Raw genomic sequence first — 13724 nt, 5'->3', positions numbered from 1 at the left:
GGCTTGCCGATCAGGAAGCGGAATCCGGCCCCGATGCCAGCTTGTTGAGCAACGCCAGCAGCGTCTGCCGCTCGTCCGCCGAAAGATGCGCCGTCACGCGGGCGTCGTGCGCGGTGACGGCGCGGGTGATTTCGTCGAGGGTGGTCGCTCCCTTGGCGGTCAGCACAAGCCGGAATGCGCGCTTGTCCTTGGGCGAGGGCTGGCGCTCGACCATGCCCATGTCTTCGAGCGTATCGACCAGCAGCACCGCACCGGAGCGTGCCACGCCCAGGATGTTGGCCAGCTCCGTCAGCTTGAGGTTCGGGTTGTGCGCGATCACGGTCATGGCCGAGAAGCGCGGCGGCGTGATGTTCCACGCCTGCAGGGAACGCACGAAATCTTCGTAGATGTGCAGTTGCGCGCGGCGCACGGCGTAGCCGACCAGCCCATCGAGCGCGCCATACTCGACGTCCGCCAGATGCGGGTTGAAATGCCCCGAAGGGGCCACGGCGGGATACAGGTCGTCGGCTTTGGGCGTGCGCGGCATGGCGGTGTCGATGGTGAAGGACCCCTCGATTATCGTCGGCGATGCGCCCGCCGGCCATGCGGGCGCATACGCGTCAGTTCAGCAATTTCCATTTGCCGTGGTCGATGGTCAGCAGCACACGGCCACGTGCGTCAAAGCCGAAGTGATCCGTGGCCGTGTAGTTGAGCACCCCGTGCGAAACGACAATGTCGTGCTCCGATTCCAGCGCATTCTTCAGCGCCTGGCGGAACTCCAATGTGCCCGGCTTGGCCTTCTTGAGCGCCACCGGCACGATGCGCTGGAGCACCTGCAGCGCATCCCACGTGTGGGCACCGAACTGCGTGCGCGTGTCGGGGCCGTTGGCCTTCTCATAGCGCGTCACGTATTCAAGCGCCGTCTTTTTGCTCGGGTGGCTGTCGGGCAATTGCTCCGCCACGATCACCGGGCCGGCCGGCAGGATGGCTCCATCGACCGCCTTGCCGCCGATGCGGATCAGGTCTTTCGTCGCCGCGCCGTGCGTCTGATAGATCGGCCCCACATAACCGCGATCGCGCAACGCGGTGTGCGGCAGCGCAGCGCCCGTGCCCGCGCCGGCCACCAAAACCGCATCGGGCTTGATACTGACCAGCTTGGCGACCTGCCCTGTCACGCTGGTATCTGCGCGGGCGTAGCGCTCTACGTCAACGATCTTGATGCCGCGCGGCGTGGCGGCGGCGGTGAAGTCCTTCAGCCAGCTTTCGCCGTACGCGTCAGCAAAGCCGATGAAACCGACGTTCTTGATGCCGGACGCCGCCATGCGCGTGGCAATCGCCTCGGCCATCAGCGAGATCGGCTGCGCAAGCCGGTAGGTCCAATCGCCCTTGCCCGGTTTCAGCTCGACCGGCGCCAACGCCAGTTGCGGCGTGTGCGATTCGGTGGCGACTTCGGCAATCGCAATCGACGGTGCCACCGCCGATGAGCCAACGATGATGTCGACGTGGTCTTCCGTTACGAGCTTGCGCGCCAGGCGCGTGCCGGTGCTCGGGTCGGAGGCGTCATCCACCACCACAAGGCGCAGCTTTTCCCCGCCGATGGTGTCCGGATAGAACGCCAGCGAGTTCTTCTGCGTGATGCCGAGCGACGCCGACGGACCTGTGGTCGACAGGCTCACGCCAACGACGATGTCGGCGTGGGCTGCAGTGGCAAGCAACAGCGCAGCAGCGGCGCAGAGGGTGCGGCGGGTGGTCATGGGGTCCCCTTTTCTCTTCTAGCGTGTGAATGCGTTACGGGCTTTTCAGGCGCGGCGTGGCATGGGCGGCTGATCGCGCAGCGATTGCGGATCGAAACCGGCCAGTTTTTTATAGCGCATCGCAATCCCTTCCAGTTCGGCGCGCGGGATCACGTCATGGATGCTCGCAAAGCCTTGGGGTGCGCGTTCATGCGCGAGTTGCATGACCTGCTCCGGGCCATTGAGGCGATTGCGCAGCACGATGCCAGCGGTGCGCGGCAGGCGATCGGCCTCGTACTCACGCAGCGCCACGCCGGTGTCGCGCGTGGCGAGCAGGCAATCGACCAACGCGCGTGCATCGAGAATCGCCTGCGCGCTGCCGTTCGAGCCGATCGGATACATCGGATGCGCCGCGTCGCCCAGCAGCGTGACACGGCCGAAAGTCCAGCGTGGCAACGGGTCTTTGTCGACCAGTGGGAATTCGTACACGGCCTGCGCGCCGTCGATCAAGGCGGGAATGTCGATCCAGTTCCATTTCCAGTCGGCGAAGGCGCTGCGGAAGATCGCGCGGTCGACCTCGCGGTTCCAGTCGCTGCGCGGCGGCGCCTCGTCGGGCACGCGCAGCTCGGCAATCCAGTTGATGCGCGAGCGGCCCTGCTGGCGCAGCGGTTCGGAGATCGGATAGGCGACGAACTTCTGGTCCTGATGGCCCGCCATGAACATGGTGCGGCCATCGAGATACGGCTCGGCTTCAGTGACGGCGCGCCACAGCATGCGGCCCGCAAAGCGCGGTGCATCGCCCGTCGGGTAGAAATGCCGGCGTACGGCCGAGTGGATGCCATCGGCACCGATCAGCACGTCGGCTGAGGATTCGACAACGGTGTCGTTGGTGCGATCACGCAGCGTGAAGCGCACGGGGCCGCCTTTCTCGCCTGTCGATTGAACCGCTTCGAAGGTGTGACCCAGGCGGATGCAATCCGCACCGAGCCGCTCAATCACGGCATCGGCCAGGGCCATCTGGAATTCGCCGCGATGGATGGAGAACTGGGGCCAGTCATACCCGGCGGCCAACCCGCGCGGCTCGTGCCAGATCGGCTGGCCGAAACGGTTGTAGTAAGCCAGCGCGGAGGTACGTATCGCCAGCGCGCTCAGCGGGTCTTCCAGCCCCAGCTCGCACAACTGGCGCGCAGCGTGCGGCAGCAGGTTGATGCCAACGCCCAGCGGCCGCAGCGTCTGCACGGCCTCCCACACTTCGACTTCAAAACCCTGCCGCTCGGCCATCAACGCGAGCGTCAAGCCGCCGATGCCCGCCCCGATGATGGCGATCTTCATGGCTGTCTCCCTGAAATTTGTTGCAGTCTATAACGAATCTCAACGGCATCACGCCAGGGGCATATCAGGGCAAATACCTAGACAAAGACCGCTGAAAGCAGCGCGTTGCACGCTTGACGCTCTGTGAGATATCACAATACCATCACTCGACTTTTACACGAATCGAGGTCGCTTCCATGTCGCGTCCGATCAAGCTGGTTTCCGGTTCCGCCCAAACCGCGCCGGCATCTGCACCGTTTGCCGTCGAACCTGCTGCGCATGCGCCCAAGGGCGCCGCCATGCGTGAACTCGCCTACAACGAGATCAAGCGCCGCATCATGGCGTGCGAATTCCGCCCCGGCGAGCCGCTCAACGAAGCGCAACTCGGCGCGCTGCTGGGGCTGGGCCGCACGCCCATCCACCAGGCGCTGCATCGGTTGGAGGTGGAGGGGCTGGTGCAGATCCTGCCGCGCAAGGGCGTGCTGGTGACGCCACTGTCGCTCAACGACGTGCTCGACATGATCGAGGTGCGCGCCACCAACGAGATCCTGTGCGTAACGCTGGCCGCCGAGCGCGCCCACCCGGCGGATTTTGACGCCATGCGCGCCATCGTCGATGCATCGCCCGCGCTGATCGAACACCGCGACATTGCCGCGCTGGCCGCGCTGGACCTCAAGTTCCACCTCGCCATTTCCGCGGCCTCGCGCAACCGCGTGCTGGCCGAATTGCTGCGCGGCCTGCACGAGAAGCAGGCGCGCTTCTGGTTCCTGTCGCTGTCAGAGCCGCAACACCTGCAGAACGTGTACGACGAGCACCTTGCCGTGCTTGATGCACTGGAGCGCCGCGACGTGCCTGCAGCGCGCGAGGCCATTCGCGAGCACATCGACGAGTTCCGCCGCACGATCATCCGCACGCTCTGATCCCGATTTCCCCCCGTTTGTTGTTCCCGCCTCTTCCGGATTCCGCATGACCACGCTGCACCTGAACCTGATTGGCCACGGCCCCATCGACGTAACCGTGGACCACCTCGTCATTGCCGGCTGGACCGGCCGCGATGCGCAAGCCGTTGAACACCACATCGCCGAGCTTGAAGCGATCGGCGTGGCGCGTCCGGCGCGCGTGCCGTGCTTCTACCGCGTGTCGGCCTCGCTGCTGACCACCGACGCCACCGTGGAGATTCCTGGCGCCGATTCGTCCGGCGAAGCGGAATTCGTGCTGTATTCCACGCCGATGGGCCTGCTGGTCGGCATTGGTTCGGACCACACGGACCGCAAGGTCGAAGCCTATGGCGTGACGGTGTCCAAGCAGATGTGCGCCAAGCCCGTAAGCCGCGACGTGTGGCGCTTCGAAGCGCTGGCCGATCATTGGGACAGCCTGCAGATGAAGACCTGGCGCACCCGCGACGGCCAGACCGCGCTGTACCAGGAAGGCGGCGTCACCCGCATGCTCGACCCGCGCGACCTCATCCGCCGCTACACCGGCAACGACACGCTGCCGGTCGGCACCGCCATGTTCTGCGGCACGCAGCCGATCATCGGCGAACTCGGTTTCGGCGAGGCCTTCGACATGGCCCTGATCGACCCCGTGTCGGGCACCGAGTTGCGCCATCGCTATGCTGTCGACACGCTGCCTGTTGAAGGCTGAAGCGCCCCACCTCACGGAGATCACCGCATGATGACGCCCCGCCCGAACATGATCCGCTCGCTGGCCGCTGCCCTGGCCGCCGGCCGCACCACCAGCGTCGCGCTGACCGAAGCCGCGCTGGAGCGCGCCGAATCGCATCGCGCCGCAGGCGGGACCGCCTATGTAAGCATCGACGAGCAAGCCGCGCTGGCCATGGCACGCGCGGCCGACGCCGCGCGTGCTGCGGGCAATGTGCCCTCGCTGCTGGCCGGGTTGCCCGTGTCGATCAAGGATCTGTTTGACGTGGCGGGTCAGGTGACGGCAGCCGGTTCGCGCGCATTGGCGGACCAGCCGCGCGCCACTGCCGATGCGGCTGCCGTGGCACGCCTGCGCGCGGCCGGCGCCGTGCTGCTGGGCCGCACCAACATGAGCGAATTCGCGTTCTCCGGACTGGGGCTGAACCCGCACTACGGCACGCCGCGCACGCCAGCGGACGGCGCACGTGCAGCGGGCGGCTCCACGTCGGGCGGCGCCGTCACCGTTGCGGGCGGCATGGCCGTGGCGGCGCTGGGCACGGATACCGGCGGCTCGATCCGCATTCCCTCTGCGTTCTGCAATCTGACCGGCTTCAAGCCCACCGCACGCCGCGTCCCGATGACGGGCGGCGTGCCGCTGTCCACGTCGCTCGATTCCGGCGGCCCGCTCGCCAACTCGGTCGACTGCTGCGCAATCGTCGACGCCGTGCTGAGCGGCGAGTCAGGCAACGACGCATTCGACACCGCCGCCGTGCCGCTGGCCGGATTGCGCTTCGGCGTCACGCAGGACTATGTCGGTGCGGATCTCGACAACACGGTCGCCGTTGCATTCAACCGCGCTGTTGAACAGCTCGAACGTGCCGGCGCGCACATCGTGCGTTTTGAATTTCCGGAGCTGCTGCAACTGCCCGAGATCAACAGCGGCGGCGGCTTCTCGGCCGCGGAATCCTGGGCATGGCATCGTTCGCTGCTCGCGCGTGCGGAAGCCCAGTACGACCCGCGCGTCGCCACGCGCATCCGCCGTGGTGACCAGATGAGCGCGGCCGCATACATCGATGTGATCAACGCACGCGCACGCATGATCGCCGCCGCTCGCAAGCGCCTGGGCAACTTCGATGCATGGCTGATGCCGGCGGTGGCCATCGTGCCGCCCGAGGTCGCCCCGCTTGAAGCGGACGATGCAGCCTTCTTCCGCGTCAACGCCCTCGCGCTGCGCAATCCGAGCGTGATCAATTTCCTGGACGGCTGCGCGCTGACGCTGCCGGTACACGCGGCCGGTGAACTGCCGGTCGGTCTGTCGCTCTGCGGTCTCGCCAACGACGACGCGCGCATCCTGCGCGTCGGCCGGGCGGTGGAGGCAGCCCTGCGGCGTTGATCGACTAGCCAGAACTTTCGCCGCCTGCGCTCGGGCCACGCAGGCGGTTTCCCAAGCCAAGTCCAAAAAAGGCGCGCTGCAGACGTGCCGGGCCCAACTCACGCCTGCGTTTCGTAAAACACAGCAGCACACGAAGCGCAGGCGCCCTCACACGCTATTGGAGGAAACCATGTCGCAAACCCAAGCCTTGCCGGCCAACCCGACCGACCCGGCCAGTCGTCCGCTTCCCAGCACCGAGCTGGATGCCACCTACCGCCGCATTGCGTATCGCCTGGTGCCGTTTTTGGTGGTGCTGTTCATCCTCGCGTGGATCGACCGCGTCAATGTCGGCTTCGCCAAGCTGTCGATGCTGCAGGATCTGCAGTTCAGCGAAGCGGTGTACGGCCTGGGCGCCGGCATCTTCTTCATCGGCTACTTCCTGTTCGAAGTGCCGAGCAACCTGCTGCTGGAAAAGATCGGCGCACGCAAGACGCTGGCACGCATCACCATCCTGTGGGGCCTGGCCTCGATGGCTATGATCTACGTGAAGACGCCGACCTCGTTCTACGTGATGCGCTTTCTGCTGGGCATCTTTGAAGCCGGCTTTTTCCCGGGCGTGGTGCTGTACCTGACGTACTGGTTTCCCTCCGCACACCGTGCGCGTATCAACGGCCTGTTCATGACCTCGTTCGCGATCGCGGGCGTGGTGGGCGGCCCGGTTGCGGGTTTCATCATGAGCCGCATGGAAGGCGTGGGCCACCTCGCCAACTGGCAATGGCTGTTCCTGCTCGAAGGCATTCCTTCCGTGCTGGCCGGCTTTGCCGTGCTTGCGTGGCTGCCCGAAACGCCTCGACAGGCCAAATGGCTTTCCGCCGCCGAGCAAGACGCCGTCGTTCGCGCCGTTGAAGCGGAGAATCGCGACCCCGCCAAGCACGCCTCGTTTGGTGCGGCACTCGCCAACGCCCGCGTGTGGGTCTGCGCAGCCATCTACTTCTGCGTGGTCAGCGGCAATGCCACCATCGCCTTCTGGACGCCGTCGATCATCAAGGAGCTGGGCGTCCAGGGCAATTTCCAGATCGGCCTGATCGCGGCCATTCCGTTCATCGCCGGCACGATCGCGATGGTCTGGAACGGCGCGCATTCCGACCGTACGGGCGAGCGCCGCATGCACTGCGCCATTGCGGCCGTCATCGCAGCCGCCGGCTTGGTCGCAACAGGCGCACTGCTCGGCTCGCCGGCGCTCGCGCTGATCTCGCTCACCGTCGCCGCCATCGGCATCCTCGCCGCGTTCCCGGTGTTCTGGTCGATCCCCGCTGTCTTCCTGGCCGGCACCGCTGCCGCAGGCGGCATCGCGCTGATCAACTCCATCGGCAACCTCGCCGGCTTCGTCGCGCCGTACATGATCGGCTGGCTGAAGACCAGCACCGGCCACCTCTCCGCCGGCCTCTACTTCGTAGCCGCGCTGGAGCTGGGCGCCGCCGTCCTGGTCATCCTGGGCACGCGCAAACACTAAGCACGCAGATGAACCATCGCGGCCAACTCCCGCGCCGCGATGGTTTGGCCGTTGACGTTCCTGCCCTAGATGGCGCCTTGAATTTCTGTTGCAGGGAGGAAAAGGGAAGGAGGCCTGTCTGAGCGCAGCGAGTTTGCCTCCTTCCCCTCCCTGCGACAGAAATTCAAGGAGGGGGTCGCTATCTCGGGCGCGCCTTTCTTTGCTTACCTTTCTTTGGCAAGACAAAGAAAGTAAGTCGGCCCCGGCAGGGGACGAAACAAGGGATGCACCATCAACACTAAAAACTCCACCAGCAAGGTCCCAAACCCCGCCCCTAGACGTCCCGAACCCCAGCAAAGCAGTCCCGAACCCCACCGATGAGGTTCCGAACCCGCCCAAAGCAGTCCCGAACCCCATTCACGACGTTCCAAACGCCAAAAGCGCCAAGGTCCGACCAAGCAGATGCCGTTCTGAACAACACGGATGGAGTTCCGAACCTCAGCAATGCCGTTCCGAACCCCATCAGCGAAGTTCTGAACCCCACCCCAGGCGTTACGGACCTTAGCCGGCCACCTTGTAGCCCATCCGAAAACCACCCCAGTGGCGACCCTTGACGTAAATCGGCGCCGACACATCCTTCATCATCGCAAACGTCCCGTTACCCATATCCCGACGATACGTCTGCAACAGGAACGCCTCGGTATTGCGCGCCGCCCCCAGCCCCGTGCGATCCGTGAACAGCCGGCGGTTGCGGCTGTTGGCCGCATTCCAGACCGGGTCACTCCCCTGCGGCTGCGAGAACTTCAGGTTGTGCGTCGGCAGATAGCCGTTGGTGTCGACCGCCGCGCAGAACACCACGCGCGGATCCAACTGGAGCAACGGCTCCTGTACCGCAGGCAACACACGGTCCGTGAACGCCGTAAATCGCGTCATATGCTGCGGCGGATCGGTATTCGGCACCGGCGCATAGGTGCGATCAAACAGATCACTTTCGCTGATATCGCCGCGTGCCAGCGCCGATTCAAACAATGCGCTGATCTTGCCGGCGGCGGTCTGCACCGCTTCGATGAAGGGCGTATCGGCACTCTGCACGCCCGTCGAAGCCGTCAACCGGATCAGCGTTTCCGACGCCCCCAGCAACCCCGAAAGCTGCCGTTGCGCGTTGTCGATGTTGTGGCTGGATTGCTTCACACCCTCGGCCATCGCCTCCACCTCACGCGCGAGCGACGCGCATTCATCTTCGATGGCCGCAGTGGATTCCGCAATGCTCGTCGCCTCGACATCGAAGCGCGCAATGGCCTCGCCCGCCACGCCAATCACCGCGCCAATGGCCTGCGTGCCGGCATCCACACGCTGGGCGCGCGCAACGTTTGCACTGCTGTCGCCGATCAGCTTGTCGGTCTGGCCAGACAAATCCGCCAAGGTGGTTTCGATACGCTGCGTCGCTTCGGCGGTCTGCCCGGCAAGCTGCTTCACCGCACCTGCAACCACTGCGAAGCTGCGGCCCGATTCGCCCGCGCGAGCGGCTTCAATGGCCGCATTGATCGCCAGCAGATTGGTCTGCTTGGCAATCTGCGAAATCTGCTCGGACGCCTGCGCCACCTGGATCAGCGCTTCACGCAGTGCCGCAATCTGCTGCTCCATGCTCGCCACACCAACGGCCAGCTCGCGAATGTCGCGCAGCGATGCATCGACCGTTTCGCGCGAGCCGCTCACCTCTTCGCTGGCATGCGATGCGACTTCGCGCGCATGCCGCGCCGCCACGGCGATATCGTGATTGCCGCGCATGGTGACATCGGCCGCGTTGCGCAACTGATCAAACACGTCGGCCTGCCGGCGCAGGCGCACGGCCACGTCTTCCACGTTGCCGGAGACCTCGCAGATGCCCATGCCGACGCGGCCGGCCTCTTCGGCAATACGGGCAACAAGGTCGGGAGAGGCTTTCGGGCCGCGGCCCCAGGCGAATGGCTTCACGTGCGGTTGTCTCCAATTGTCGTTGTTGTGTGCGCCCTCGCGCTGATGGCGAAGCGGCCCTCTAAGGGGGGTATCGGCACGTGCGAAGCGCGCTTGAGCGACGCTACCCGCCCTGACTTACGCGGGCATTACATGCGCCTTGCGCAGCACTAGGCCCGCGCGGAACGGTCGCGGCGCAGCCGTGACTCGTAGGCGGCAGCCGTCATCGGGGGGCCGAACAGGAAACCCTGCAACTTGTCGCACCCCGCGGCTTGCAGGAACTCGGCCTGCTCCAGCGTCTCGACACCCTCTGCCGTGACGGTCATGTCCAGCGACGCGGCCATCGCGACCACGGCGCGCGAGATCACCACCGAATCGCGATGGCGCGGAATGCCCGAGACGAACGAGCGATCCACCTTCAGGTTGTCGATCGGGAAGCGTTGCAGATACGACAGTGACGAATAGCCCGTGCCGAAATCATCGATCGAGATGCGAATGCCCAGGGCCGTGAGCGCATCGAGCATCGGCATCACTGCGGCCGTGTCGCGCATGAGCAGGCCTTCGGTGATCTCCATTTCGAGCGCGCTCGCGGGCAAGCCAGCTTCGGTCAGGCAGCGCGAGATGGTCGGCACCAGTCCCTCGCCAAACTGACGCGGCGACAGGTTCACGGCCACGAAGAACTCCGGCATGCAGGTGGCGCGCCAATGCGCGGCCTGGCGGCACGCCTGCGCCAGCACCCATTCGCCGATGTCGCCGATAAGTCCGGCGTCTTCCGCCACGGGAATGAACTCGGCGGGGGACACCTCGCCCAGTTCGGTGCTGTGCCACCGCAGCAGCACTTCAGCACCGACGATGTCCATCGATGTGGCGTCGACGATGGGCTGGAAGCGCAACGACAGCTCGCCCGCCGTCAGCGCGCGGCGCAGGTGGTATTCCAGCTGGAAGCGCCGCTGCGCCCGCTGCGACAGGCGCGCGGTGTACACGCGATGCTGGTTGCGGCCGTTCTGCTTGGCGTTGTACATGGCGGCATCCGCACAGCGCAGCAGCGTGGCGGCGTCGTTGCCATGCTCCGGGTACAGCGCGATGCCGATCGACGCGCCCAGGTAGTACTCCGTGCCGCTCGTCGAGAACGGCTGCGCGATCGAATGGACGATGCGCTTGGCCAAGCGCTCCGCTTCCCCCAACGAGCGCACATTGTCGAGCAGCACGACGAACTCATCGCCGCCGAGGCGCGCCAGCGTATCGCTCTGGCGCACGCAGGCCGAGAGGCGTTGCGCGACGATGCGCAGCAGGTGGTCGCCCGCTTCATGACCAGCGGTGTCGTTCACCTTCTTGAAGCCATCCAGATCGAGGAACAGCACGGCGACCTGGCGCGCCTCGTTGGCCTGGCTGGCGGCCTGCTCCATCACCGCCTGCATGCGCTGCGAGAAGTACGCGCGGTTGTACAAGCCGGTGAGCGCATCACGCTGCGCGAGGAACGTGAGCTGCTGCTGGGCCGCGCGGGCCGGCCCGATATCGTTGAACGAGATCAGCACGGCTGAGGGGGTATCGTCGCCAGGGCGCACGATGGGCAGCACGTTTTCGTGCACCCACACCACATCGCCGTCAACCAGTTCCAGGCCAACAGTCAAGCCCAGCAGCGGCCGTCCGGTGGCCAGCACCACGCGCGTGGGGCGCTCGTTGACCGGGATCTCGCTGCCGTCTTCACGCAACGAGCGCCGCATCAGCGCCAGGTGGCTGGTGCCCACCGGCGACACGCTGCCCGCCCGGAGAATACGCCGCGCGCTCGGGTTGCACGCGAGGATGGTGCCGTCGGCCGCCTGCACGACGATGCCTTCGGTAAGGTTGTCGACGGCCAGGCGATAGCGTTCTTCGCTCTCCCTCAGATCACGCGCGATATGCGCCTTCTGCACGGCCACGCCGATGATGTCGGTAATACCGTCGAGCAACCCCATGGCGTCGCGCGTGGGCGCACGCGGGGAGTCGTAGTAGATGCCCATCGCGCCGATCATCTGCGCGTTGTCGCCGCGGATGGGCGTCGACCAGCACGCGCGCAATCCGAGCGGCGCAACGATGTCGCGGTAGCCATCCCAGAGCGGGTCGGCGTCGATGTCTTCCACCACCACGGTCTTGTTCAGGAACATGGCCGTGCCGCATGAACCGACCGAAGGGCCAATCGCGATCCCAACCAGCACCTGGGAGAGCGTGCAAGGCAGCGACGGTGCCACGGCCTGCGTAACGTGCTCGCCATCACCACTGAGCAGGACCGAGCACATGGCGCCGTCGTCGAGCAGCGCCTCCACCAGCCGGCACACCTCGGCCAGTAGGTCGGGCAACGGCACGTTGCGCGAGCTGAGTTCGAGCACGGTCTTTTCGCAACGCAGCAATTCCTTGGCGCGTGCGGTTTCGGCAGCCAGTGCACGATAATTGGCTTCGGATTCGCGCAGGGCCTGTTCGGCCTGCTTGCGCTGGGTGATGTCGCGTGCCACCACCTGAATGGCGGTGCGCCAGCCAAGCTGCACCGGCGCGGAAAGCACCTCGACCTCCACCGGCGTGCCATCGCAGCGCAGCAAGGTCTGCTCGACCGGGGGCAAGCCTGCACCGTGCGAGACCATCCACTCCCGGCGCTGGCGGGCGAGGTGCATCGAGTTGTCGTGCACGAACTCGTCCAGTTCATGGCCCACGATGTCGCGTGCCGTCTGCGCGCCGAACAGGCGAACGCCCGCCTCGTTGACGAAAACGATGATGTCGTCCGCCACGATGTACAGCGCATCCGGCATTTGCCGGACGAGCGCTTCGTAGCGGTCATCAGCGAGCGGCAGCGGCCTGGGGCTGTCCTGATCGATCACATCCGGTTCAGGACGGTCAGGCCGCTCAGCAGAGGTGGCGTCCATATCTGGGTTCTTTTTCAAGATATCGACCATCGTGTCGGGAAAGTTAAGGCGTTTGGCTGCCTCTCCCCCCTTCAGGGTGGGACAAATGGCCGATATGCGGTCAAGCGGCACGTCAGTTGCGGCACAATGCCCGCACGACGTTCCTGCACAACTGTTCGCACCTTGGCGTTATGCAATCGTTTTCGTCTTCCGTCGGCCACGTGGCCGGCCTGATTTCGCGACGCGCCCTGCTCGCCGAAGGGCTGGCGGAAGCTGCCGTGCAATTTCGCGACGGGCAGATCGCTGCGTGTGACGGGAGCCCGACTCGCGGGATGATCGACTACGGCGACCTGCTCGTCCTGCCCGGCATCGTCGATCTGCACGGCGATGCCTTCGAACGCGCCGTCATGCCGCGCCCCGGTGTGGCCTTTCCCTACGAGACCGCGCTGGCCGACGTTGACGGCCAATTGCTGGCCTGCGGCATCACCACCGAATTCCACGGCGTCACGTATTCCTGGGAGGGCGGCCTGCGTGGCCGCGCCTACGCCGTGCGCATGCTCGACACGCTCGATGCCATGCGCCCGCACCTGGGGGCACAGCATTTGATGCACTTGCGCTTCGAATTGCATCACGCCGATGGCGTTGCCGATGCGCTCGCCTGGATGGATGCCGGTCGCGTGCACTTCCTGTCATTCAACGATCACCTGCCGATGATGCGCGACAAGCTGGGCGACGCGCGCAAGCTCGCACAATACGCCGATCGCGCCGAGTGCGACATCGACACATTCCTGGCCCGTTTGAATGCTGCCGCAGCCAATGCGACGAGGCTCAACGAGGTGACCGGCACGCTCGCCCGGGCGGCGCAGCAACGCGGCATCTGCATGGCTTCACACGATGAACCCGACATCGCCACGCGTAATACCTTCCACGCGCACGGCTGCACAGTCACGGAGTTTCCGTTGACCGAGGATGTCGCGCGGGCAGCGCGCGCGCATGGCGGACATACCGTCTTCGGGGCGCCCAACGTGGTGCGTGGCGGCAGCCATCATGGCGCACCGAATGCGTCGGCCATGGTGGCGGCGGGCCTGGGCACCGTGCTGGCTTCCGACTATTACTACCCGGCCCTGCTGGCAGCTCCGTTCAAGCTCGCCGAGCGCGGCGTGGTGCCACTGGCCGAGGCCTGGGCGCTGGTGGCCGCCAACCCGGCAGAAGCCGCAGGACTGACGGATCGCGGCGTACTCGCGCCTGGGCTGCGCGCCGATGCCATCGTGGTGGATGACCGCCGCCCCGGGCTGCCTCGCGTGGTGGCGGCCGTGGTGGGCGGACGGCTGCGCCATGCCGCGGGCCAATTGCCGCTGATCGGCTGAGCAA

General features: G+C 65.8%; 10 protein-coding genes. 5 read left to right on the top strand and 5 right to left on the bottom strand.

What is annotated here, in order from left to right:
- Positions 1-10 precede the first annotated feature (10 nt).
- The 3 genes from RP6297_RS02460 to RP6297_RS02450 all read right to left on the bottom strand — a co-directional run bounded on the left by RP6297_RS02460 (position 11) and on the right by RP6297_RS02450 (position 3044).
- Positions 11-526: a MarR family winged helix-turn-helix transcriptional regulator gene (locus RP6297_RS02460; RefSeq protein WP_009239011.1), complete on the bottom strand. Its 516-nt coding sequence runs from the start codon at positions 524-526 to the stop codon at positions 11-13.
- 73 nt (positions 527-599) lie between these two features.
- Positions 600-1733 (bottom strand): ABC transporter substrate-binding protein, encoded by a 1134-nt coding sequence (locus tag RP6297_RS02455; RefSeq protein ID WP_009239012.1) that lies wholly within the window; start codon positions 1731-1733, stop codon positions 600-602.
- Positions 1734-1778: 45 nt separating this feature from the next.
- On the bottom strand, positions 1779-3044 hold the full coding sequence (locus RP6297_RS02450; protein ID WP_009239013.1) for a flavin-dependent oxidoreductase: 1266 nt from the start codon (positions 3042-3044) through the stop codon (positions 1779-1781).
- Between the two features lie 176 nt (positions 3045-3220).
- On the opposite strand from RP6297_RS02450, the gene RP6297_RS02445 reads away from it, so the two are divergent.
- The 4 genes from RP6297_RS02445 to RP6297_RS02430 all read left to right on the top strand — a co-directional run bounded on the left by RP6297_RS02445 (position 3221) and on the right by RP6297_RS02430 (position 7548).
- Positions 3221-3943: a GntR family transcriptional regulator gene (locus RP6297_RS02445; RefSeq protein WP_009239014.1), complete on the top strand. Its 723-nt coding sequence runs from the start codon at positions 3221-3223 to the stop codon at positions 3941-3943.
- Positions 3944-3989: 46 nt separating this feature from the next.
- Positions 3990-4667, top strand: a complete 678-nt coding sequence (locus tag RP6297_RS02440) for a DUF2848 domain-containing protein (protein WP_009239015.1) — start codon at positions 3990-3992, stop codon at positions 4665-4667.
- Positions 4668-4694: 27 nt separating this feature from the next.
- The gene (locus tag RP6297_RS02435) at positions 4695-6056 is read left to right on the top strand and encodes an amidase (protein WP_009239016.1); all 1362 of its coding nucleotides are present in this window, start codon (positions 4695-4697) and stop codon (positions 6054-6056) included.
- A 169-nt stretch (positions 6057-6225) separates the two neighbouring features.
- Positions 6226-7548, top strand: coding sequence for an MFS transporter (locus RP6297_RS02430; protein ID WP_009239017.1), 1323 nt, complete (start codon positions 6226-6228; stop codon positions 7546-7548).
- Positions 7549-8088: 540 nt separating this feature from the next.
- On the opposite strand, the gene RP6297_RS02425 is transcribed toward RP6297_RS02430, so the two are convergent.
- Both RP6297_RS02425 and RP6297_RS02420 read right to left on the bottom strand, forming a co-directional pair.
- Complete coding sequence (locus tag RP6297_RS02425; protein WP_009239018.1) at positions 8089-9501, bottom strand: methyl-accepting chemotaxis protein; 1413 nt, start codon at positions 9499-9501, stop codon at positions 8089-8091.
- 149 nt (positions 9502-9650) lie between these two features.
- Positions 9651-12374 (bottom strand): bifunctional diguanylate cyclase/phosphodiesterase, encoded by a 2724-nt coding sequence (locus tag RP6297_RS02420; protein ID WP_012761276.1) that lies wholly within the window; start codon positions 12372-12374, stop codon positions 9651-9653.
- 170 nt (positions 12375-12544) lie between these two features.
- On the opposite strand from RP6297_RS02420, the gene RP6297_RS02415 reads away from it, so the two are divergent.
- Positions 12545-13720 carry an alpha-D-ribose 1-methylphosphonate 5-triphosphate diphosphatase gene (locus RP6297_RS02415; protein ID WP_009239020.1) on the top strand — a complete coding sequence of 392 codons (1176 nt, stop codon included), beginning with the start codon at positions 12545-12547 and terminating at the stop codon, positions 13718-13720.
- The last annotated feature ends 4 nt before the right edge of the window (positions 13721-13724 follow it).

This window comes from Ralstonia pickettii (assembly GCF_016466415.2).
Lineage (GTDB): Bacteria > Pseudomonadota > Gammaproteobacteria > Burkholderiales > Burkholderiaceae > Ralstonia > Ralstonia pickettii.
The sequence above is the reverse complement of the archived record's forward strand: the minus strand, read 5'-3'. Positions and strand labels throughout refer to the sequence as shown.